Here is a 21,612-nt window from a genome sequence, read left to right as displayed (position 1 = left end):
TCAAAGATACAGACAATTTTCTTCATGTTCCTGTTCCATCAGTAAAAAATTAAGATTAATCCTACCAGAGTTTGACCATACGACAAAATCTACTTGTGCATGTTATTGGAAATTTGTTGCATACCAGACGAAACCCTTAGCTTTAACTGCTTCGCCAGTGCGGAGCAAAATTAGAGGCGTTTTAGAGAAGAGAAACTGGACAAAAAAACCGGGCTTCCGCCCGGTCCTGTTTAAGCCAAAATTGACGCTACTCGCTCAGCCCGCGATTCTCCAGCATCGGCTCAATCTTCGGAGCGTGCCCGCGCCAGGTTCGGTACAGTTCAGCTAAATCCGTGCTGTTCCCGCGCGACAGAATCGCCTCACGGAATTTTTGCCCATTCTCGCGGGTTAAACCGCCCTGCTCGACAAACCACTGATAGCCATCGTCCGCCAGCATCTGCGTCCACAGGTAGGCGTAATAACCTGCCGCATAGCCGCCGCCGAAGATATGCGCGAAGTAGCTGCTGCGATAACGTGGCGGTACGGCGGGCAGATCCAGCCCCTCTTTTTCCAACGCTGCTTTTTCAAATTCCTCTACGCTCGAAACGGCCTCACGAATGCCGTGCCAGTTCATGTCCAGCAGCGCGGCGCTGAGCGTTTCCGTCATGTCATAGCCTTTATTGAAATGCGTTGCGTTGAGCATGCTTTCGCGCAGCGCGTCCGGCATCGGTTCGCCGGTCTCGAAATGGCGGGCATAGTGGGTAAATACCTGCGGGTGGCTGGCCCAGTGCTCATTGATTTGCGACGGGAACTCAACAAAATCACGCGGGGTATTGGTCCCGGACAGCGTGGCGTAGCGCTGACTGGCAAACAGGCCGTGCAGCGTATGACCAAATTCGTGGAACAGGGTTATTACATCATCCCAGGAGAGCAGCGCGGCGCCTCCGTGGCTGGGTTTTTGATAGTTACACACGTTGTAGATAACTGGACGGGAGGCAAATTCATATGATTGCTCGACGAAATTCCCCATCCACGCTCCGCCCTGTTTCGAATCGCGGGCGAAGAAATCGCCGTAGAACAGCGCCATGCCTTCTCCGGTGTGGTCGAAAATTTCCCACACGCGGACGTCCGGGTGATACACCGGAATATCGAAGCGCTCGACGAAGCGGATGCCAAACAGCTGGCTGGCCGTCCAGAATACGCCATCATGCAGTACGTTATTGAGCGCAAAATACGGCTTAATTTGCGACTCATCCAGGGCATATTTCGCCTGACGCACACGCTCGGCATAAAAGGCCCAGTCCCAGGCCTGCACGGTGAAGCCGCCCTGCTCATCATCAATGACTTTCTGGATATCGGCCTGTTCCTGCACCGCACGGGTGCGCGCCGCAGGGACAATTCCACGCATAAAGGTCAGTGCGGCCTCCGGCGTTTTTGCCATCTGGTCGGCGATGCTCCAGCTCGCAAAGTCGTCAAAGCCCAAAAGCTGCGCCTGGCGCGCACGCAATGCCGTGAGACGAAGGATCAGCTCGCGGGTATCATTTTCATCGCCTTTCTGCGTACGCAGCCAGCCTGCGTTGAACAGATTTTCACGGGTCTGTCGATTGCGAAGCAGTGAAAGCGCAGGTTGTTGGGTGGTGTTCAGGAGGGGGATTAGCCAGCGATCCTTCAGCCCTTTATCGGCGGCGGCCTGAGCAGCCGTGGCGATCTCCTCTGCGCTTAACCCCTCAAGCTGGTGAACATAATCCACCACCAGCCCGCCCGCCTTATCTGCGGCCAGCAGTCGCTGGTTGAACTGGCTGATCAGTGAGGCGACTTGTGTGTTCAGGTCTTTCAGTTCAGCTTTTTCAGCGTCGTTCAGGCGCGCCCCGGCCAGCACGAAGCGCTGGTGCGTCACTTCGACCAGTCTGCGGGACTCAGCATCCAGCGCCTCACGATCCTGCCAGACGCTCTCCACGCGGGAAAATAACGTGTCGTTGAGCCAGATATCATTGGCCAGCGCGGCCAGCTCGGTTGAGAGCTGTTCTTCCAGCTCCTGTAGGCGGGCATTGGTGTGCGCCGACGTCATGGCAAAGAAAATACTGCTGACGCGCGCGAGCATGGCACCGCTTTTCTCCAGCGTCAGTACCGTATTATCAAAATCGGGTGCTGCCGTTTGCGCGACGATGGCATCAATATCTGCCCGCTTCTGGCGTATGGCCTCATCAAATGCCGGGCGATAGTGGCTGTCGTTGATTTCATCAAAACGCGGGGCCTGATAAGGCAGCAGGCTAATGTCAAAAAAAGGGTTACGGGTTGACATCTTTTACTCCTGATAACGGTTAACTTTCCCAGAGTAGGCCAGGCCGCCATTGACCGCAATGCGGTCATACAAATGATGCCTTAACGCACCCTCTCAGGGCGTGCTATGTTAGTACAACACAAAAAGCGTTGAGGAACAGTGAGATGATTATTTTAGTTACCGGGGCAACGGCAGGTTTTGGTGAATGCATCACGCGTCGCTTCGTCGCCAACGGCCACAAGGTGATTGCCACCGGTCGCCGTCAGGAGCGTCTGCAGGAGCTGAAAGAAGAGTTGGGTGACAATATCCTGACCGCGCAGCTTGATGTGCGCAACCGCGCCGCCATTGAAGAGATGATTGCCAACCTCCCCGCGCAGTGGCGTGCCATTGACGTGCTGGTCAACAACGCCGGTCTGGCGCTGGGTATGGAGCCCGCGCACAAAGCCAGCGTGGAAGACTGGGAAAACATGATCGACACCAACAACAAAGGGCTGGTGTATATGACCCGCGCCGTGCTGCCAGGCATGGTGGAGCGCAATCGCGGCCACATTATCAATATCGGCTCGACCGCCGGAAGCTGGCCGTATGCGGGCGGCAACGTCTATGGTGCGACAAAAGCGTTCGTGCGTCAGTTCAGCCTGAACCTGCGTACCGATCTGCACGGCACCGCCATTCGCGTCACGGATATCGAGCCGGGCCTGGTGGGCGGTACCGAGTTCTCCAACGTGCGTTTCAAAGGCGATGACGCGAAAGCAGATAAAACCTACGAAAATGCCAACGCACTGACGCCGGAAGATGTCACCGAAGCGGTCTGGTGGGTCGCGACACTGCCAAACCACGTCAATATCAACACCGTAGAGATGATGCCTGTCAGCCAGAGCTTTGCCGGACTTAACGTCCATCGAGGCTAACTCAGCCCTTCCCGGCCTGCGGGCCGGGTCTGTATCAGGGTATAAAAGAATGGTAGTATGTTCAGGCTAACTCTCTGAGAAATGACAACTCATGGCCGCTGAATCGCAACTCAATCCCACCCAGCCCGTTAACCAGCAAATCTATCGCATATTACGACGTGATATTGTGCATTGCCTGATCCCGCCAGGTACCCCGCTTTCAGAAAAAGAGGTATCCGTGCGTTTTGACGTTTCCCGTCAGCCCGTACGTGAGGCGTTTATCAAGCTTGCTGAAAACGGCCTGATTCAGATCCGCCCGCAGCGCGGCAGCTATGTGAATAAAATATCGCTTTCTCAGGTCCGTAACGGCTGTTTTGTCCGTCAGGCCATTGAGTGCGCGGTGGCCCGGCGTGCGGCCACGCTGATGAATGACAACCAGTGTTACTGGCTGGAGCAAAACCTGCATCAGCAGCGTATTGCCATCGACCGCAAACAGCTTAACGACTTCTTTCAGCTCGACGATGAGTTTCACCAGAAGCTGGCGCAAATTGCCGATTGTCAGCTGGCCTGGGATACCATTGAAAACATTAAAGCCACGATCGACCGTGTGCGTTATATGAGCCTCGACCACGTCTCGCCACCGGAAATGTTGCTTCGACAGCATTATGATATTTTCAGCGCGCTGGAAAAACGCGACCCTGACGGTGTGGAAAAAGCGATGACCGTCCATCTGCAGGAGATCAGCGAATCCGTGCAGCTTATTCGGCAGGAAAACAGCGAGTGGTTTAGCGAAGATTAAATTCGCCGCCCCCTTTCGGCGCGGCGGAGAGATTAGCGTACAACCAGGACCGGAATAGTGGCGTAGCGCAGGATAGATTCCGCATTTGAACCCAGCAGATGCGTGGTGATAGTCGGGTTTTTTGAACCGATAACAATCACGTCATATTCCCCTTCTTTGCTCATCCTGATAATTTCATCGCGCACGTTGCCGAAACGCACCTCACAATGAATGTCCTCCGGGGAGAGATCGAAGAGACGCGTTAACTCCTTCATCTTTTTGCTGGATTCCGCGGTCATATACTCTTCAAACTTCCTGATATCTGCATTGAATCCGCGCAGTAACGAGCGGCTGCTGTTGGGCAGAATGTTGACCAGGGTTATCGATGCACCTTCAGCCTTCGCCAGGTTAGCCGCGTGCCGCACCGCTTTATCGCTTAAATTCATTTCAAACACATCAACAGGCATCAAGATTTTCTTATACATAAGCCTGACTCCTTATTTCCAGGAAACGTTATTTACTGCATCCAGAGTGCCATCAGGAATATAAACCAGACTTAAACGCTCACCCGTTGAAATTATCAATTAAAGAAAATAACTGTCCGCTTTGTAAATTACCGTCGTGAACCGTCATCGCCCTGCCGAAATGAAGAAAAAAGTGTGAGTTTGATCAAAAACAAAAAAATGATGTCCAGAGAGGCGTATTTATAGTGCCCCGTGGACGGCACAACCTGAAATAGCGCCGTAACGGATGTGTTAGCGAGGAGAAAATACCATGATGACTTACGACCGTAACCGTAATGCAATTACCACCGGCAGCCGCGTAATGATTAACGGCACCGGGCATACCGGGGTAATTAAAGCGATCCACAGCGAGGGACTGGATGCCGCGCAGGTACGTCGCAGCAAAACGGTGGAAGTGGAAGGATGCGAAGGTAAGTTCGAACCGATTGAACTGATTCGCCTGGGTATGCACTAACCGGTGCGACATCATGCCGCCGCGAACGGCGGCATGACTGAATTACAGCTGTGCCGCGTACTGCGCAACTGTGGCTTTCGCGCCCTTTTGCAGAAGGGTCTGATACGCCGTCATGACCGCCTCCACAAAGCACGTGTCGTGCGGCAGTTCCTTACCGAAGATGGCTTCAATGCCCATCAGGGCTTTCACCCGACTTTCCCCTTCCGCGCTCCCGTTGACCGCGGCCTGAATCACCGCCAGCTGAGGATCGCTCACGTCGATGGCGTTCCCCTGTTCATCCACCCCGCCGACATAGCGCATCCAGCCCGCCACACCCAGCGCCAGCAGTGGGAAAGGTTTCTGATGCACCAGATGCCAGCGCACGGAATCGAGCATACGCTGCGGAAGTTTCTGGCTGCCGTCCATCGCGATTTGCCAGGTCCGGTGGCGCAGGGCCGGGTTGCTGTAGCGCGCTATCAGCAGATCGGCATAGTGGCCTAAATCAACCCCTTTTACTTTCAGCGTCGGCGCCTGCTCTTTCAGCATCAGCGCGTGGGCGGCACAACGGTAGTGTTCATCTTCCATACAGTCGTTAATGTGCTGATAACCCGCCAGATAGCCAAGGTACGCCAGGAAAGAATGGCTGCCGTTGAGCATCCGCAGCTTCATCTCTTCAAACGGAATAACGTCGGCCACCAGCTCCGCCCCCGCCTTTTCCCACTGCGGACGTCCGGCGACAAAGTTATCTTCAATCACCCACTGACGGAACGGCTCGCAGGCCACGCCCGCCGGATCGCGTACGCCGGTCAGCTGTTCGATTTTATCCAGCGTTTCCGGCGTCACCGCAGGCACAATACGATCCACCATGGTTGACGGGAAGGTGACGTTGGCCTCAATCCACGCGGCCAGCTCCGCGTCGACCGCGCGGGCATAGGCGCAGGTGACATTGCGCATAACGTGGCCGTTCTCCGGCATGTTATCACAGGACATAACGCTAAAGGCAGGCAGCCCCGCCGCTTTGCGTCGCGCCAGCGCTTCAACCACCACACCCGGCGCAGATTTGGGCTGATGCGGATTTTGCAGGTCGGCCGCAATCAATGGATGATCGAGCATCAGTTTGCCCGTGGCCGGTGAGTGGCAGTAGCCTTTTTCGGTGATGGTGAGCGACACAATCGCCACCTGCGGCTCACACATCGCCGCCAGTACGGCCTCCAGCCCGTCAACCTGCGCGTGCAGCGCATTTTTGACCACACCGACGACCCGTGATGTCCACGCGTCCGCCGACATTTCGGCCACGGTATAGAGGTTATCCTGCGCGTTCAGATCGGCAATCTGCTGTTCGCCACCAATCAGGTTCACTTCTGTGTAACCCCAGTCGCTGCCGTGTTCAGCGGCCAGAATATCGGCGTACACCGCCTGGTGTGCACGGTGGAACGCGCCAAACCCTAAATGAACAATGCGTGCCTGGAGGCTGCCGCGATCGTACTGAGGCAGCGTCGCTTTCGCCTGTAATAATCGGTTTTCCATGGTTGAGACTCGTTTAATTAATGAAGCTGAGTTCTGCGACCGCACGGTGGCGCGCGGTCGCGCATGTTGACTACACCAGCCAGAATGGCAGTAACCCCCCTGGTGCCTTGCCCACCACCATACGGGTTATGTTCAGCGGAACATTGATTTACATTAACTTTACGCTAACTGGTGTGATATCAAAATTAAGTTGTGTGACATCTTTCAAAAAGATATATACCAACGTCACACAGGATTACGCGCCGGTTCTGCGCCTGAACGGCCAGCGGGCTCACGGCACAGCCTGTCGTAGGAATACCCCGTCAAATCTTCCACCACACGGCGTGCTTCGGCGGAAACCAGCTGGGGAGAACCGTTTGCTTTCAGGCGGTCCAGTTCATCCACGAAGATCTTGTGCGTACGCTTGTTCAGATGGAACGTTAATGCCTGCCACAACGCCAGGATGAGTAAGCCCGCAGTCCCGATGAACATCAGCATTGCGATGGTATGAATGGCCTCCTCCGGCTGTGTCTGGCTGCCCTTCACAAAGCCGCCATTCTGTAACAGCAGCCCCACAATAAAGGTGGCGATAGCCACGGTCGTTTTGCGGGAGAAGGTCATCACCGCCGCAAACAACCCCTCGCGACGCTGGCGGCTAACCATCTCGTCAATATCGGGGATGAACGGGAAGACGTTCCATGGCGTAAACTCCAGCACACAGCGACCGACCTGATATAACCCGGCCAGAACAACCAGCGTCGCGACGGTATTAAGTGCCGGAATTTGATACACAGCGAAAAAGCCGCCCAGGCAGAGCATCATCAGCGAGTAGGCAAACACATACAGCTTCGACGGCCCGAATTTAATGATCCCCACTCCCGCAATCAGCGTGACAGGCAGGCCGACGATACTCATCGACAGCAGTGTGCCGGCAAGCGACGAAGAGACATTCAGGCAGTAAACACAGAAGAAGACAAATACGGTGTTGTAGACATCTTTCCCGGTAAACGACAGCAGGTAGATGGCAAGGTGTTTTCTGAAGGCCCGGATTTTCAGCGTTGAACCATACTCTTTAAAGAGACGACCAAAGGCAGCCAGCTTTTGCGTCAGCGTTCGGGGCGCCGTGCTTGTTTCAAGCTCGGCCAGCATTTCCGGGGTTAACTCGCGTTCCCAGGTCACCTTCCACGAGATAAAGACGCAAACCATAAACAGGACGGCAAAAATAACGCCGTTAATCAGATAAGCATGGGCGCTGTTTTCCCCAAAATAGCCAATCAGCAGCCCCGGAATGAACGTCGCCAGGAAGGTACCGGACGCAGAAAGGAACATGCGACAGGTAGAAAGCTTGGTGCGCTGGTTAAAGTCTTTTGTCATTTCCGATGGCAGCGTTTCCCAGGGGATCAATACCATCGCGGCGATAATTTCAAACGCCAGATAGACCGCGAGATAAAAACCGTAGGTCATGCCATCAAGCCACAGTAACGCATAGACCAGCATTAACGGCGCGCCGATCAGCAAAAAGAAGCGTCGACGACCAAATTTTTTACCAAAATAGTTTTTGTAAAAATGATCGGTGAAACTTCCCATAAACAGACTGACAATGGCATCAACAATACGCGCGATGGCGACAATGGAGGCTGCCTCAACCGGCGATAGCCCAACGAATGTCGTATAGAAAAATAACAGCCAGGCGCCGATCACGGTAAATGCACCGCCACCCATAATATCCGTTAGTCCGTAGCCGATACTAACCGGAATGGTAATTTTTTTAGCCGCACGAGACATATTTCATCCCCACTTGATGAAGTGAATTTAAAATTTGAAATAATTCTTAGCGTTGTCGTGGCAAATATTTTTAATCATCCGCGTGAGAATATCGTTATTATCAGGGACTTCTCCCCGCTCCACCCAACCGCCGATCATATTGCATAGAATGCGGCGAAAATAATCGTGACGGGTATAGGAGACCAGGCTACGGGAGTCGGTCAGCATGCCGACAAAATTCATTAACAGCCCCTGATCTGCCAGGCTGTTGAGCTGGTTTTCCATCCCGCGACGGGTGTCGTTAAACCACCAGCCGGAGCCGAATTGCATCGGTGATTTCACTCCCAGTTCTGCACTCTGAAAATTGGCGATCGTCGTCGCGACAATATCGTTGTAGCTGGGGTTGAGGTTATACAGAATGGTTTTCGGCAGCGCGTCTGCAAGGGCCATGGCATCCAGCAGCTGATTAATATTCGCAGCAAGATTGACCTGATCCGTCAGTGAATCAAACCCGATATTTATGCCCAGGGCACGGTACATGCGGGTATTATTATTGCGTATCGCACCGAAGTGTATCTGCATGGCCCAGTCATGCTGTCGGTAATAACGCGCCAGCATGATAAAAATAGCACTGTCAAGAATCGCGCTATCTCGCGCGTTGAGATGTTCACCCTGCCGTTTACGGACAAATATCGATTCCACGATACTTTCATCCGCAGCCTGATAATGGATCTCCACAGGGCCATGATCCGAAATACGGCACCCCATGTCGTGGAACCAGGCAATACGCTCACCGAGCGCAGCAGCAAAATCGCTAAAGGCGTGAATGGACCGCCCCGTCAGCTCCGCTAGTCGATCGGTAAAGTCGGCGAACTGATGCGCATCCGACGTAAAAACGTCATCCGGGCGGAATGTCGGTAATACCTTGACGTTGAATGTTGCGTCATCGCGCAATAACTGATGGTAACGCAGGTCATCCAGTGGGGCATCTGTGGTACAGATGACCTCCACCTTTGAGCGTTTAATCAGTTCGCGGGGCGTAAAATCAGGCTGTTGTAATAAACGATTACAGCGCTCCATTATTTCACGCCAGTTATGGCTGCCCAGCGGTTCATCACAGGAAAAATAGTGATGCAGTTCTAAATGCGTCCAGTGATAGAGCGGATTGCCATAGCTGGCGTCGACCGTTTCAGCCCACGCCGCAAATTTTTCTTCCGCGGTGGCGCTGCCCGTAATGTATTTTTCATCTATACCGTTGGCGCGCATGGCGCGCCATTTGTAGTGATCGCCTGCAAGCCAAAGCTCGGTAATGTTCTCCAGCGGTTTATTTTCGAAAATATCTTTCGCAACCAGATGACAGTGATAGTCAATTATTGGCAATTCTTTCGCGACGTCGCGATATAACGCAACGCCCCTGGCGTTGCTAATCATAAAGTTATCATTAATGAAACTCATAGCAGCGCTCCATATTTGCGTGACTCACCAGCCTTATCGTTCAGCGCCTGTGGTTCAGCCGCGTCTTGTGCCGCGCTCAAATCACGGTCGCGCACTTCCGGCATGAAAATGGCTGAAACCAGACCAATTACGGAATAGGCAATCAGCATCGCGACAATCGGCCACCAGGAGCCGGTCATGTTGCAGAAGATCCCCGCCAGCACCGGACCAAAGCCCACCGCCACCAGACCGCCCGCCTCTTTGGAGATGGCCATGCGGGTAAAGCGATTACGCGAGCCAAACATCTCCGCCATGGTGATGTTTTCCAGCGCGAACAACCCCAGCACCGCGAAGTTATGAATGACAATAATCGAGAGCATAATGACGCCCGGCGCATAGCTTTTATCGACGATAATCGACAGCATCGGGTACGCCAGAATGATGGCGGAAACGTTGAGCAGGATATACGGCAGACGGCGCCCGACTTTGTCCGACAGCCAGCCCAGCAACGGGATAGAGATAAACCCGAGGATTGAACTTATCATCAGCGCATCGGTGGGGATCGCTTTATCAAACAGCAGCGTCTGTACCAGATACCCGGCAAGGAACGTCTGGATCAGACCGGAGTTACCCGCCTGACCAAAACGCAGCCCGGTGGCCAGCCAGAAGGATTTGCTTTTCACCATCGCCCCAAGGGAGGTATCCGGATTCGCCACCGGTACGGCAGCTTCAGCGTCGTTCACTTTTTCGAAGACCGGGCTCTCTTTCAGGTTCATACGCAGCCAGATGGCAAAGATCATCACGACGACGCTGGCCAGGAACGGCACGCGCCAGCCCCATGCCACCAGTTCTTCACGATCGAGAGCAAAGAACATCACTGCCCAGATCGCCGTGGCACTCAGGGTTCCGCAGTTGGTCCCCATAGCCACCAGCGAGGAGATGATCCCGCGTTTGCCCTTTGGCGCATACTCGGCCAGCATGGTTCCTGCACCGGAGATTTCTGCCCCGGCACCCAGCCCCTGAATAATGCGCAGCGTCACCAGCAGGACCGGCGCAAAAATGCCAATCTGGCCGTAGGTCGGCAATACGCCAATCAGGGTGGTACAGATCCCCATCATGGTGATGGTAATAAACAGCACCTTTTTACGACCGATCCGGTCGCCCATTCTGCCGAAGATAAAGGCGCCGACGATGCGCGCAATATAGCCTGCGCCGTAGGTCCCCATCGCCAGGATCAGCGCCATGGCCGCGGACTGTTCCGGGAAAAAGATCTCATGGAAGACCAGCGCGGCCCCCAGCGAGTAGAGCTGAAAATCCATAAACTCCAGCGCGGTACCCAGCCAGCCGGATACGGCAGCTTTCACCAGATCTGAAGTCGTTCTTTGAGGTTGTGCTTGAGTCATAATGGCTATCTCTGCAAGGTAAGATGCGTACCACTCAGAGCCTGTCTGCGCAGGCTCTTAACCGCGTAAATTATTATTGGTCGAAGGTGAGCAAGACTTTGCAGCACTGCCGCTGGTCTTTCTCAAACAGTTCGATGGCGTCTGTCACGTGGTGGTAGTCAAAGGTGTGGGTAATCAGTTTTTCAGGATCGATCAGCCCCTTTTCCAGCCAGTCGATCACGACCGGGAATTTGTTGGCATTCAGGCGCGAGGAGAATATCGACAGCTCTTTGCCGGTGATCCCCTGCTGAACAATCTGGCTCGGATCGCTGGAAAAGCCCATCAGCACGATACGTGCCGCCGGGGAAGCCAGGGTTATCGCTTCCTGCAGAATCGACGGATGACAGGCGGCATCAATGATTAACGTCGGTTTGATGCCTTTTTCTTCCAGCGCCTTATGCAAATCAAGATTACCGTTGTTCAGGACCCAGTCCGCGCCGCTGCGTTGCGCCATCGCCAGCCGTTCATCAATGCGGTCGACGACAATCACCTGCCTGACGTTGTAGACACCTTTCAGCGCCTGCACGGTAACCAGCCCCATCGGGCCCGCGCCATACACCAGGGCGATATCCTGTTCCGTCGGTTTTGCCTGCCCGGTGACGTTGGCAGCAATGGTAAAGGGCTCGACCATCACGGCGTGTTTATCGGGAATGGCATCCGGGATGGGCCACGCATTTTTCGCCGGTACCACGGCGTATTCCGCAAAACCGCCGTCGCGATGCACGCCGAGCACGACCAGGGAGGTACACACGTTCGGTTTACCCACCGAGCACGGATAGCAGTGCCCGCAGCTGATCACCGGATCAACGGAAACCCGCTGCCCCAGGCGTCCGGGGTCAACGCCCTCGCCCGTGGCGTCAATCACACCAAAAAATTCGTGGCCGATAACGCGCGGATATTTCGCGAAGGGGTTATGTCCGCGGTAGATATGGCTGTCGGAGCCGCAGATCCCGGCAAGTTTAATGCTGACGCGCACTTCCCCTGCCCCCGGTTGCGGGAGTGGACGCTCTTCAATTACCAGCTGGTTGGGCTGTTGGATCACTACGCTTTTCATCGTTCGCTCCTCGTTTACCAGTTCCACAGCGTGCCGTCTTCAAGACGAGCCACAGGCAGGTAGGCCGGATCGTACGGGTATTTCGCGGCCAGCTTTTCGTCGAACTCAATACCCAGACCCGGCTTGTCGCCCGGGTGCATATAGCCGTTGTCGAAGCGCCAGTTGTGTGGGAAGACTTCAAGCATCTGTTCGGAATAGCCCATATATTCCTGCACGCCGAAGTTCGGCACCCACAGGTCGAAGTGCAGCGCGGCAGCATGGCAAATCGGCGACAGATCGGACGGGCCGTGTGACCCGGTCCGCACCTGGTAGAGCGAGGCAAAGTCGGCAATACGACGCATGCCGGTGATCCCGCCTGCATGGGTAATGGTGGCGCGAATGTAGTCGATAAGTTGCTCTTCAATCAGCTGTTTGCAATCCCAGATGCTGTTAAAGACTTCACCCACGGCAATCGGCGTGACGGTGTGCTGGCGGATCAGGCGGAAGCACGCCTGGTTTTCAGCAGGCGTAGGATCTTCCATCCAGAACATGCGGAATTCTTCGATGCTCTTACCGAAACGCGCTGCTTCAATCGGCGTCAGGCGGTGGTGCATGTCATGCAGCAGATGTTCGTTGAAGCCAAATTTACTGCGCACCGCGTCGAACAGCTTCGGTGTGAAGTCGAGGTATTTCTCGGTGGACCACAGCTGCTCTTCCGGCCAGTCCCCTTTGGTGGCAGGCTCATACGCCAGCCCTTTTCCTTTGGACATGCCGTAGGTGGTTTTCATTCCCGGCACTCCGCACTGGACGCGGATCGCCTTAAAGCCCATCTCTTTATGACGGGCGTAATCTTCCAGCACGTCGTCAATGGTATGCCCGGTGGTGTGGCAGTAGACCATTACCCCTTCACGGGAAGCGCCCCCCAGTAGCTGGTAAAGCGGCATATTGGCGGCTTTGGCTTTGATGTCCCACAGCGCCATATCCACGGCGGAGATTGCCGACATGGTGACCGGACCGCGACGCCAGTACGCGCCTTTATAGAAAAACTGCCAGATATCTTCGATGCGGTGCGCATCGCGGCCAATCAGTTGCGGGCAGAGGTGGTCTTTCAGGTAAGAGGCGACGGAGAGTTCGCGTCCGTTTAGTGTGGCATCGCCAAGACCGACGATGCCTTCATCGGTCGTAATTTTAAGGGTGACAAAGTTACGCCCCGGGCAGGTGACAAATACTTCAGCCCCGACAATCTTCATAATTCCTTTCCTTACATCGCATGTTGTGATGCAGGAAATTTACGCAACTGAGCTACTACCATACAAGTATAATGATCAAAATATCCGCGAGCGATCACAAAATCAGGGCGCTCATGCGCGCCCCCAGCCCGCCACGATGATCAGCATGCCGCACAAGGCAATCAGGGCCCCGGCCCAATCGTAGGCGCTGAGTTTTACCCCATCGACCACGCGTAACCATAGCAGCGCGGTGCAGACATAAACCCCGCCGTAGGCGGCATAGACGCGACCACTGGCCGCCGGATGGAGCGTTAACAGCCAGACAAACAGCGCCAGCGCGATGCCCGCCGGGATCAGCAGTAACACGGTTGCCCCTTTCTTCAGCCAGAGCCAGGGAAGGAAGCAGCCGATAATTTCACAGAGCGCGGTGGCAAAAAATAACAGCGTTGTTTTGATCATATTTCATTTCAGGTGAGGATTTATTTAACCATCATACCTGATGATACGGTTTACTTTTCCATACCCGCGCCGCGGGTATGCCGTCATTTCTGTTTGGTGTAGAATCTGAACAGGGTAACGTGATTATCTGCACCGATTCAAAAAGGAAACGCTATGAGTACATTAAGCAAACGCCTTTGTCTGACCGCCGCACTGGCGCTGTCAACGCTCGCCTTCGCTGCAACGGCTACCGCCGAAACCAGCAAACTCATTATTGAGTCTGGCGATAGCGCGCAGAGCCGCCAGAATGCCGCAATGGACAAAGAACAATGGAATGACACCCGCAGCCTTCGTCAGAAGGTGAACAAGCGTGCTGAGAAAGAGTGGGACAAAGAAGATGTCGCCTTTGACGCACGTGATAAGTGTCAGCAAAGCGCGAACGTTAATGCCTACTGGGAGCCAAACACCCTGCGCTGCCTGGATCGTCGCACGGGTCGTACGGTAGCACCGTAATGCCGGGTCTTGAGGTTAAACTGCGTCCGCTGGAGCGCGAAGATTTGCGCTTCGTCCACCAGCTCGACAACAACGCCAGCGTGATGCGCTACTGGTTTGAAGAGCCGTACGAGGCGTTTGTCGAGCTGTCCGATCTGTACGATAAACACATTCACGATCAAAGCGAACGCCGCTTTGTGGTAGAGTGTGAAGGCGAAAAAGCCGGGCTGGTTGAGCTGGTGGAGATCAACCACGTGCATCGCCGGGCGGAATTCCAGATCATTATCTCCCCGGAGCATCAGGGTAAAGGCCTGGCCTCACGGGCGGCGAAGCTGGCGATGGACTACGGATTTAACGTTCTTAATCTGTACAAGCTCTATCTCATCGTCGATAAAGAGAACGAAAAAGCGATCCATATCTACCGTAAGCTGGGCTTTATGGTGGAAGGCGAGCTAATCCACGAGTTCTTTATCAACGGGGAATACCGCAACACCATTCGCATGTGCATTTTCCAGCACCAGCATCTGGCCGGACACAAACCGTCTGGTGCCAGCCTGCTGAAACCTACCGCGCAGTAACCTGCGCGGCTTTACTCTCAGTAGTATTCAATGGTGTTTTTTATGCTGTACTTGCGCTCAACTGCGGGTTTCACGCTGTCGTCGGTGATGGTCAGGTCGCAGCTCACCGGGTTATTGTGCCGGTCGTAATCGCAGCTCTGCTTCACATTCCCCAGCGGTTTGTCATTCAGTAAACTCACGGCCGAGTAATCCATTCTTTTGCGCAGATCCTTCGAGGGTGTCGACTGTACGGATAAGTGCTGATCCCCGGAAACGGTGGTTTTACCCAGCGGGTAGCCGTCCGCGTCATAGCGATATTTCACTTCCATATCTTTACCGTGCGCCGCGACCACAAATCCATTGTCATCGGTATCCCACGTCACACCGGCTGACGGCAGCTCGGCCAGCTGGCATTTGCCCTGCAGTTTCACTTTTCGCTGCTGGGTTTCTGCATCGATGTAGTAGTTGGCATCCAGCACCAGCGCGACGCCGGTATTCGCTTCAAGATCGTGCAGCTCAAGCGTATCAAAGCACCCTTCTGTCGACATCGTCCCGGTCACCCGTTTGGAGACCTCGCCCTTGTCGTTAAACAGCGTCTGGGTAAAGTCTTTGACCGGGCCGCGCAGCGGGTCAAAATCAAACTCATTAGAAAAACTCGCCATCTCAGGCGTGAACGACAGCGGCGCGGAATTGTTGTCGCACCCCACCAGTGTCGCGGCCAGTAGCGTTATCGCTGCGTATTTCTTCACATCATTTACCGATTCAGGGAGATTATTCCCAATCATATTAGCAAATACAGAGAGTTAACGAATAGTGATTCGTTTTTCTTCGTTTCACACCAGACGGTGATGTGACTTATAGCAAATTCCAATAGCACGTCAGAAATGTATAACCTCCTGAAATATATGTAATTTCAATAACATTTTTTGCCTACTACAACTGTAATTCAGGATATTAACTGACCCTTCTTTTTAACAACGAGAATGGGGTTTCAAAATGGCAATTCCTGCATACCTTTGGCTAAAGGACGATGGCGGAGCAGATATTAAGGGCGCTGTTGATGTACAGGATCGTGAAGGAAGTATCGAAATTTTAGGCTTCGGACATGGCCTGCATCTACCCACCGACAGCTTAACGGGAAAGATAACAGGCACGCGCGTGCATAGCGCTCTGGTTTTTGAGAAGGAATTCGACAGCTCAAGCCCTTACCTCTATAAAGCCGTAGCAAAGGGGCAGACGTTTAAAAGTGCGGAGTTCAAATGGTACAAGATTAACGACGCTGGCCAGGAAGTCGAATACTTCAACATGTTACTGGAAAACGTCAAAGTTGTCGCAATATGCCCTCTTATGCATGACATAAAAAACCCGGCTACTGAAAAGCATAATCATCTCGAAAGCATCTCATTGCGTTATGAAAAAATAACATGGAGACACTGTGACGGTAACATTATTTTCTCAGATGAGTGGAAAGACAGATGATTCGATGCACTTTTCATTTAAATGGAGGACAATTGTCAACATTAAGTTGTCCAGGTCTGGGATTTTTTCCTGCATATTCCGGAAATGCTGATCCGAACAGAAATAATCCCGACGCAGTTGCGATTCCGAAAGTCGGTCCATTACCACCGGGGTTGTATTACATCGTTACCCGGCCGCGAGGGGGATTAAAAGCACGCTGGAAAGACACCATCAAAGAGCTTGAAAGTGGTTCCAACCGTGACTTTTGGTTTGCTCTTTATCGTGCCGATGAACATATTGATGACATTACATTTATTGATAACGTAGAGCGTGGTTCTTTCCGCTTGCACCCCGCTGGGCAGTCTGGGATCAGTAACGGATGCATTACATTGCCAAACCATGCGCACTACACAATCTTAATGCATGCTTTGTTAGCTTCGGGAGCGATGATGATCACATCTGAATTAAAAGCCCTTGGTACAATACAGGTATATTAATGAGCGCAAAAAAAAGAGCATTCACCTGGATAGTCGAAACCATGATGCTGTTTGTCATATATTCCGCGTTGTGCTATTTCCTTCCAGACATTGAACTTTACCATTTCTACACAAGTCATTTTGGTTTTGTTACTGAACTGACGTGGAATGAAAACTATACGCTAATACTGTTTATTCTCTCGTTTTTCTTTAACGCCCTGTTGATATATCTGTGGGCTTTAAAAAAGGAAATATAATTATTGGGCGGTGATAATGCCGCCTTTTTTTGTCGCACGAATATTATTTTCTTCCATCGGCATGAAGCCATAAATTTAAACAAATTATAAGAAAATTCAGAATGTGCAGCCAAAAACAAATACTTACATAAACTCTGCTAACATTAATCTACACACAGAGAAAAGGAGCTACAGATGAAACGGTTACCCTGGATTACCGCCCTGCTGTTAATGAGTGCCTCTACCGCCGCGCTGGCGGCACCGGATTCCTGCGAACGCGTAAAAAGCGACATTCAGCAGAAAATCATTAACAACGGCGTGCCGGAATCTGGCTTTACGCTGAACATCGTACCCAACGATCAGGCCGATCGTCCTGATGCGCAGGTTGTTGGGCATTGTGCCAATGATACCTTCAAAATTTTGTACACTCGCACAGGCAGCGGCGCTGCTGCTGGCGCGCAGGAGAGTCCGCAAGGCGAACCGCAGTGATTTTTAACCACTTTCCTTGCATCAATCCCCCTTGAATTGATGAGGATTAATATTTAATACCTCCAAATAAGTAACACTCACCCCATCATTAGCCCGGTTGTAATCACGGGCGAAAATAATAGTCAATTAAAATGATGGGGTGAGTCATGTCCGATGTCGAACATCACGGTGGAATCAGCCGCCGAACACTCGTTAAGTCCACCGCGATAGGTTCTCTGGCGCTTGCCGCCGGTGGTATTTCGTTGCCGTTTGGATTGAAAAGCGCCGCTGCTGCAGTGCAAAACGCCGTACAGCCTGCTGAAGATAAAGTGGTCTGGGGAGCCTGCTCGGTCAACTGCGGCAGCCGCTGCGCGCTGCGCCTGCATGTCCGTGACGACGAAGTTTACTGGGTGGAAACGGATAATACCGGGGAGGATATCTACGGCAATCATCAGGTGCGCGCCTGTCTTCGCGGACGCTCCATCCGCCGTCGCATTAATCACCCTGACCGCCTCAACTACCCGATGAAGCGCGTGGGCAAACGCGGTGAAGGTAAATTTGAGCGCATCTCCTGGGATGAAGCGCTGGATACCCTGACCCGCAGCCTGAAAAATGTAGTGGAAAAATACGGCAACGAAGCGGTGTACATTAACTACTCCTCCGGCATTGTCGGCGGCAATATCACCCGCTCTTCCCCTTACGCCTCGCTGGTGGCGCGCCTGATGAACTGTTACGGCGGCTTCCTGAGCCACTATGGCACCTACAGTACTGCGCAAATTTCCTGCGCGATGCCGTACACCTACGGCAGCAATGATGGCAACAGCACCTCCGACATTGAAAACACTAAACTGGTGGTGATGTTCGGCAATAATCCGGCGGAAACGCGTATGAGCGGCGGCGGGATCACCTACTACCTCGAACAGGCGCGTGAACGCTCAAATGCGCGGATGATCGTCATCGACCCGCGTTATACCGACACCGCTGCCGGACGTGAAGATGAATGGATCCCGATTCGTCCGGGTACCGATGCCGCGCTGGTAGCCGGACTTGCATGGGTATTAATCAACGAAAATCTGGTTGACCAGCCGTTCCTCGATAAATACTGCGTTGGCTATGACGAAAAAACGCTGCCGGAAGGCGCGCCTGCTAATGGGCACTACAAAGCGTATATTCTCGGCCAGGGCGACGATAATACGCCAAAAACCCCGGAGTGGGCCTCGCGCATTACCGGTATTCCGGCGGATCGCATCGTCAAGCTGGCGCGCGAGATTGGCTCGGCAAAACCCGCCTATATTTGCCAGGGCTGGGGACCGCAGCGCCAGGCCAACGGTGAACTGACGTCGCGCGCCATCGCCATGCTGCCGATCTTAACCGGCAACGTGGGTATCAACGGCGGTAACAGCGGCGCGCGCGAATCGACCTATACCATCACCATCGAACGGATGCCGCTGCCGGAAAACCCGGTAAAAACGCAGATCTCCTGCTTTAGCTGGACGGATGCCATCGCCCGCGGCCCGGAAATGACCGCCCTGCGCGACGGCGTGCGTGGCAAGGATAAGCTGGATGTGCCGATCAAGTTCATCTGGAACTTCAAGGACTTGAAGCGGACCCTTAGTAGGCCTGAGGTCCTGCATTGAGTCAAGGACTTTGTGTCAGGCTTTGTGTCAGCCTTGTGTCATTAGACGGGATGTCTAGACGGCTGGTCAGGACCCCGGTGGCCTCTTTGTCAGGACTCAGGGTGGCACCGGGGAACATTGGTGTCTTAATTGTATTGAATGAGGTCTCTAACTTTTGGTCCAAAACTCATCGTACCCTGACTGTAAGCACGACCACCAGCACCAGCTTCAGCAGGAAGACGACAAGATAGACTTTATGCAGGTCCATGCGCCATCCTGTTATGTTATATTATTACATTAAACAAGGTCCAGACCGAAGTCCAGACCATAGTTATTAATTACATTGATAATCCACCACCTGAAGTCCTGCCAACATTCAGCCCAGCCTTACCCATGCTAGGAGTCTTAACCGGGGTGTCGCTCTGTGTCTCCACCACTGGTGACGCATCAGGCTCTACAGGAAGCTCCACAGCAGGCGCAGGGACCGGAGGTGATACGGATGTACCACCACCAGCAGAGAAGCCCTTAGCGATGGACCGGAGGCCCTTACTGACGCTCTTACCCATTATTCAGCCTTGGTGAACTTCAGGCGTTTGACTACAGGCAGGACTGCGGTTGCAGCGCCAGTGTCCAGCTTAACTGTCGTAGCAGCTTCAGCGACAACGAACACCTTACCGAGGATTTCCAGAGAGTGAGACTGGGTGTCACCATCACGAGACAGGACGACCGTAATATTTTCACCGTCGTGACGGAAGCAGCCGAAGCTCAGGGCCGTGAAGCGTTTAGCCAGCATGAATACGCCTTTGTCTTCACCGTTGTAATACGCGATGTCGGTACCCAGCATATCCACGATAGCGTCTTCACCAGAGAAGCCCTGTTTAGCAGCCAGACGGGACAGCGCTTTCAGTTGGGACTCATGGGCGATGATGCCGTAATCAGACACTTCAGAGCCGAAAGAGGACTCGGTGTTCTCAAACAGAGCGTCCATGATAGCGTCTGCCTTAGTGGTCAGGCTTCCAGTCAGGACTGGCAGCTCTACGGTCTTCAGCAGCTTGGAGGACTCCAGAACGTCAACCATGCGAGCGTTGATGGTACGGACCACATTCTCACAGATGTTCATAGCGTCCTGCTGGAGTGTGCCATGAGTGAAACCAGTGGAGGACTTGGCGTCCCACAGTTTAGTTTGCTCCGAGATGAGGATTGCCTGTTCGATAGGTTCGACGACAATCTCCTGACCAGACGGAACGGTCACGACTTCAGGTCGCTCACCACCGCGTACAGGGACGACCACAGAGCGGTCAGACAGAGTGTGGGCGATGATTGGGGTAGGCAGGCTATTGCGGGTAGGCAGGACTTCTACAGGGAACGGAATGTTATCCTGAGCGTCTTTAAGTACACCGTTCAGCATAGCCTTAACCGTCTTAGCTAACTGGAGGGCATAGACCTGTGGGTCAGCGTTAGTTGGCAGACCTCCGTTAACCTGAATGTTGTCGGTGTCGTTGATACGTACTGGCTCAATGCCGAACTGGAAAGCGTCTTTAGTCATAGTCATAATAATCAATCTCCTAAATTAGTTTGGATACTGTGGGTCCCGACATCGGGTCAGGACCACTTGTGTGTCTGTGTCTTAGAGGCTGTCCATCCAGTTACCGCCTGACTCAATGTCAGCGACAATAGCGGCACGGGAGCGACCAGCGGAATGGGTAGCACTGCGGAGGTTCTCACCATAGGTCCGGCGCTCAGCTTTGACCTGTTCGCGGCGCTGTAGCTCTTTCTGCCACTCTGCATCGGTCATGTTCTCTTCACGCATACGCTCAGCCCGAATGCGCTGCTCTTTAGCGATACGCTCAGCCTCGGCTCGCTTGTTCTGCTGGCGACGTTGGTAGGCGGTCATCAGGTCATTACTGAAGAAGTTACCAATGGTCACGCCAGCTTCAGCCAGAGCTTCCAGTAACTCCATCGCCTCGCGGCTGGTGGACGGTAAGCCTGACAGGTAGCCCGGAATCAGGGTCTTGATAGCGAAGGACAGTGGGTAGGACTGACCGTCCAGACTCACAGTATTCTCGTAGAGATTGATGTCGGTGACTGACAGTTTCCAGTCGTTGTTGTTGAATAACATAAGGTGGTACTCCTATTGAGAAGGTGAGAATTATCGGTATCGCAGACACAGTTATGCCTACGGGTCTCCCCGCATCGGTCATTCTCAAAAGGTGTTTAAATTAGGTTCATCCGGAGATTTCCGGAAGGTTAAGACTCCAGTTCACTAGCTGCGCTAGACTTCGCAAAGGCTCGACGTAACTGATTATTCAAATCACGGTCGACCAGCATTGCTATCAGCTCGTCACGGCTGTAGTAAGGACGCTCAGGGTCTTCGACTCCAAGTCTCAGCAGAGACAGCAGATGACGTGTGGGCAGGCCACGGTAACGAAGGGTCGCTTTGCCGATAGGTGTTGACCTGCCCCCACGATTAGATACAACACTCAGTTAGTAACGTCGGAATCTTCATTCTCAGAATGACCCTTTCTCCAGCCCGCTGCAAATTCAGACGGTGTCTGATAATTCAGCGCGGACTGCGGGC

At 53.4% G+C, this 21,612-nt stretch carries 21 protein-coding genes and 1 pseudogene; 9 read left to right on the top strand and 13 right to left on the bottom strand.

From position 1 onward, the window contains the following. Positions 1-247: 247 nt before the first annotated feature. Positions 248-2,281: a peptidyl-dipeptidase Dcp gene (gene dcp, locus APU11_RS16980; RefSeq protein WP_058650372.1), complete on the bottom strand. Its 2,034-nt coding sequence runs from the start codon at positions 2,279-2,281 to the stop codon at positions 248-250. Positions 2,282-2,424: 143 nt separating this feature from the next. Here dcp and ydfG point away from each other — a divergent pair, with 143 nt between their 5' ends. Together ydfG and APU11_RS16970 are read left to right on the top strand one after the other, a co-directional pair. Beyond that, complete coding sequence (gene ydfG, locus APU11_RS16975) at positions 2,425-3,171, top strand: bifunctional NADP-dependent 3-hydroxy acid dehydrogenase/3-hydroxypropionate dehydrogenase YdfG (protein WP_020688209.1); 747 nt, start codon at positions 2,425-2,427, stop codon at positions 3,169-3,171. Between the two features lie 91 nt (positions 3,172-3,262). After that, positions 3,263-3,949: a GntR family transcriptional regulator gene (locus APU11_RS16970; RefSeq protein ID WP_013096780.1), complete on the top strand. Its 687-nt coding sequence runs from the start codon at positions 3,263-3,265 to the stop codon at positions 3,947-3,949. 32 nt (positions 3,950-3,981) lie between these two features. Here the strand turns inward: APU11_RS16970 and APU11_RS16965 are convergent, their stop codons facing one another. Next, positions 3,982-4,413, bottom strand: coding sequence for a universal stress protein (locus APU11_RS16965; protein WP_038419309.1), 432 nt, complete (start codon positions 4,411-4,413; stop codon positions 3,982-3,984). A gap of 289 nt (positions 4,414-4,702) precedes the next feature. On the opposite strand from APU11_RS16965, the gene ydfZ reads away from it, so the two are divergent. Next, positions 4,703-4,906 (top strand): putative selenium delivery protein YdfZ, encoded by a 204-nt coding sequence (gene ydfZ / locus APU11_RS16960; RefSeq protein WP_013096785.1) that lies wholly within the window; start codon positions 4,703-4,705, stop codon positions 4,904-4,906. 42 nt (positions 4,907-4,948) lie between these two features. Here the strand turns inward: ydfZ and APU11_RS16955 are convergent, their stop codons facing one another. The 7 genes from APU11_RS16955 to APU11_RS16925 form a co-directional block, all read right to left on the bottom strand. Beyond that, positions 4,949-6,412, bottom strand: a complete 1,464-nt coding sequence (locus APU11_RS16955; RefSeq protein WP_058650373.1) for a mannitol dehydrogenase family protein — start codon at positions 6,410-6,412, stop codon at positions 4,949-4,951. Between the two features lie 225 nt (positions 6,413-6,637). Then, on the bottom strand, positions 6,638-8,176 hold the full coding sequence (locus APU11_RS16950) for an MFS transporter (protein WP_013096787.1): 1,539 nt from the start codon (positions 8,174-8,176) through the stop codon (positions 6,638-6,640). Between the two features lie 27 nt (positions 8,177-8,203). Next, positions 8,204-9,610, bottom strand: coding sequence for a glucuronate isomerase (gene uxaC, locus APU11_RS16945; protein WP_058650374.1), 1,407 nt, complete (start codon positions 9,608-9,610; stop codon positions 8,204-8,206). After that, on the bottom strand, positions 9,607-10,992 hold the full coding sequence (locus APU11_RS16940) for an MFS transporter (protein ID WP_040023158.1): 1,386 nt from the start codon (positions 10,990-10,992) through the stop codon (positions 9,607-9,609). Before APU11_RS16940 ends, uxaC begins: the two co-directional genes overlap by 4 nt. A 73-nt stretch (positions 10,993-11,065) precedes the next feature. Continuing rightward, on the bottom strand, positions 11,066-12,085 hold the full coding sequence (locus APU11_RS16935) for a Zn-dependent oxidoreductase (protein WP_013096790.1): 1,020 nt from the start codon (positions 12,083-12,085) through the stop codon (positions 11,066-11,068). Between the two features lie 14 nt (positions 12,086-12,099). After that, positions 12,100-13,314 (bottom strand): starvation-sensing protein RspA, encoded by a 1,215-nt coding sequence (rspA, locus tag APU11_RS16930; protein ID WP_013096791.1) that lies wholly within the window; start codon positions 13,312-13,314, stop codon positions 12,100-12,102. 111 nt (positions 13,315-13,425) lie between these two features. Beyond that, positions 13,426-13,752: a YnfA family protein gene (locus tag APU11_RS16925; protein ID WP_029882821.1), complete on the bottom strand. Its 327-nt coding sequence runs from the start codon at positions 13,750-13,752 to the stop codon at positions 13,426-13,428. 153 nt (positions 13,753-13,905) lie between these two features. Here APU11_RS16925 and APU11_RS16920 point away from each other — a divergent pair, with 153 nt between their 5' ends. Together APU11_RS16920 and speG are read left to right on the top strand one after the other, a co-directional pair. Continuing rightward, positions 13,906-14,244: a DUF1283 family protein gene (locus tag APU11_RS16920; RefSeq protein ID WP_013096793.1), complete on the top strand. Its 339-nt coding sequence runs from the start codon at positions 13,906-13,908 to the stop codon at positions 14,242-14,244. Further along, a complete protein-coding gene (speG, locus tag APU11_RS16915) occupies positions 14,244-14,801 on the top strand; it encodes a spermidine N1-acetyltransferase (RefSeq protein WP_013096794.1) in 558 nt (185 codons plus the stop codon). Before APU11_RS16920 ends, speG begins: the two co-directional genes overlap by 1 nt. 17 nt (positions 14,802-14,818) lie before the next feature. On the opposite strand, the gene APU11_RS16910 is transcribed toward speG, so the two are convergent. Beyond that, positions 14,819-15,529 carry a YnfC family lipoprotein gene (locus APU11_RS16910; RefSeq protein WP_080396962.1) on the bottom strand — a complete coding sequence of 237 codons (711 nt, stop codon included), beginning with the start codon at positions 15,527-15,529 and terminating at the stop codon, positions 14,819-14,821. A gap of 247 nt (positions 15,530-15,776) precedes the next feature. Between APU11_RS16910 and APU11_RS16905 the strand changes: the two genes are divergently transcribed. The 4 genes and pseudogenes from APU11_RS16905 to APU11_RS16890 form a co-directional block, all read left to right on the top strand. Then, positions 15,777-16,259: an Hcp family type VI secretion system effector gene (locus APU11_RS16905; RefSeq protein WP_038419302.1), complete on the top strand. Its 483-nt coding sequence runs from the start codon at positions 15,777-15,779 to the stop codon at positions 16,257-16,259. Next, complete coding sequence (locus tag APU11_RS27085; RefSeq protein ID WP_072200449.1) at positions 16,256-16,735, top strand: DUF2778 domain-containing protein; 480 nt, start codon at positions 16,256-16,258, stop codon at positions 16,733-16,735. Before APU11_RS16905 ends, APU11_RS27085 begins: the two co-directional genes overlap by 4 nt. Before the next feature lie 410 nt (positions 16,736-17,145). Beyond that, positions 17,146-17,439, top strand: coding sequence for a DUF1161 domain-containing protein (locus APU11_RS16895; RefSeq protein ID WP_013096796.1), 294 nt, complete (start codon positions 17,146-17,148; stop codon positions 17,437-17,439). 146 nt (positions 17,440-17,585) lie between these two features. Further along, positions 17,586-19,010 (top strand): annotated as a pseudogene (locus tag APU11_RS16890) (molybdopterin-dependent oxidoreductase); the annotation flags it as partial. A 589-nt stretch (positions 19,011-19,599) separates the two neighbouring features. On the opposite strand, the gene APU11_RS16885 reads toward APU11_RS16890, so the two are convergent. The 3 genes from APU11_RS16885 to APU11_RS28940 form a co-directional block, all read right to left on the bottom strand. Continuing rightward, positions 19,600-20,586, bottom strand: a complete 987-nt coding sequence (locus tag APU11_RS16885) for a hypothetical protein (protein ID WP_060578676.1) — start codon at positions 20,584-20,586, stop codon at positions 19,600-19,602. 75 nt (positions 20,587-20,661) lie between these two features. Then, positions 20,662-21,153: a hypothetical protein gene (locus APU11_RS16880; protein ID WP_060578675.1), complete on the bottom strand. Its 492-nt coding sequence runs from the start codon at positions 21,151-21,153 to the stop codon at positions 20,662-20,664. 128 nt (positions 21,154-21,281) lie between these two features. Next, complete coding sequence (locus tag APU11_RS28940; RefSeq protein WP_072200447.1) at positions 21,282-21,518, bottom strand: hypothetical protein; 237 nt, start codon at positions 21,516-21,518, stop codon at positions 21,282-21,284. Between the last annotated feature and the right edge of the window lie 94 nt (positions 21,519-21,612).

It is taken from the genome of Enterobacter sp. 50793107, assembly GCF_001463365.1.
In the GTDB taxonomy this organism is placed as follows: Bacteria; Pseudomonadota; Gammaproteobacteria; order Enterobacterales; family Enterobacteriaceae; genus Enterobacter; species Enterobacter cloacae.
The sequence above is the reverse complement of the archived record's forward strand: the minus strand, read 5'-3'. Positions and strand labels throughout refer to the sequence as shown.

What these genes read in the sequence shown, in the direction of transcription:
- dcp (WP_058650372.1), bottom strand. Translation starts at nt 2,281, where the DNA reads ATGTCAACCCGTAACCCTTTTTTTGACATTAGCCTGCTGCCTTATCAG.
- ydfG (WP_020688209.1), top strand. Translation starts at nt 2,425, where the DNA reads ATGATTATTTTAGTTACCGGGGCAACGGCAGGTTTTGGTGAATGCATC.
- APU11_RS16970 (WP_013096780.1), top strand. Translation starts at nt 3,263, where the DNA reads ATGGCCGCTGAATCGCAACTCAATCCCACCCAGCCCGTTAACCAGCAA.
- APU11_RS16965 (WP_038419309.1), bottom strand. Translation starts at nt 4,413, where the DNA reads ATGTATAAGAAAATCTTGATGCCTGTTGATGTGTTTGAAATGAATTTA.
- ydfZ (WP_013096785.1), top strand. Translation starts at nt 4,703, where the DNA reads ATGATGACTTACGACCGTAACCGTAATGCAATTACCACCGGCAGCCGC.
- APU11_RS16955 (WP_058650373.1), bottom strand. Translation starts at nt 6,412, where the DNA reads ATGGAAAACCGATTATTACAGGCGAAAGCGACGCTGCCTCAGTACGAT.
- APU11_RS16950 (WP_013096787.1), bottom strand. Translation starts at nt 8,176, where the DNA reads ATGTCTCGTGCGGCTAAAAAAATTACCATTCCGGTTAGTATCGGCTAC.
- uxaC (WP_058650374.1), bottom strand. Translation starts at nt 9,610, where the DNA reads ATGAGTTTCATTAATGATAACTTTATGATTAGCAACGCCAGGGGCGTT.
- APU11_RS16940 (WP_040023158.1), bottom strand. Translation starts at nt 10,992, where the DNA reads ATGACTCAAGCACAACCTCAAAGAACGACTTCAGATCTGGTGAAAGCT.
- APU11_RS16935 (WP_013096790.1), bottom strand. Translation starts at nt 12,085, where the DNA reads ATGAAAAGCGTAGTGATCCAACAGCCCAACCAGCTGGTAATTGAAGAG.
- rspA (WP_013096791.1), bottom strand. Translation starts at nt 13,314, where the DNA reads ATGAAGATTGTCGGGGCTGAAGTATTTGTCACCTGCCCGGGGCGTAAC.
- APU11_RS16925 (WP_029882821.1), bottom strand. Translation starts at nt 13,752, where the DNA reads ATGATCAAAACAACGCTGTTATTTTTTGCCACCGCGCTCTGTGAAATT.
- APU11_RS16920 (WP_013096793.1), top strand. Translation starts at nt 13,906, where the DNA reads ATGAGTACATTAAGCAAACGCCTTTGTCTGACCGCCGCACTGGCGCTG.
- speG (WP_013096794.1), top strand. Translation starts at nt 14,244, where the DNA reads ATGCCGGGTCTTGAGGTTAAACTGCGTCCGCTGGAGCGCGAAGATTTG.
- APU11_RS16905 (WP_038419302.1), top strand. Translation starts at nt 15,777, where the DNA reads ATGGCAATTCCTGCATACCTTTGGCTAAAGGACGATGGCGGAGCAGAT.
- APU11_RS27085 (WP_072200449.1), top strand. Translation starts at nt 16,256, where the DNA reads ATGATTCGATGCACTTTTCATTTAAATGGAGGACAATTGTCAACATTA.
- APU11_RS16895 (WP_013096796.1), top strand. Translation starts at nt 17,146, where the DNA reads ATGAAACGGTTACCCTGGATTACCGCCCTGCTGTTAATGAGTGCCTCT.
- APU11_RS16885 (WP_060578676.1), bottom strand. Translation starts at nt 20,586, where the DNA reads ATGACTATGACTAAAGACGCTTTCCAGTTCGGCATTGAGCCAGTACGT.
- APU11_RS16880 (WP_060578675.1), bottom strand. Translation starts at nt 21,153, where the DNA reads ATGTTATTCAACAACAACGACTGGAAACTGTCAGTCACCGACATCAAT.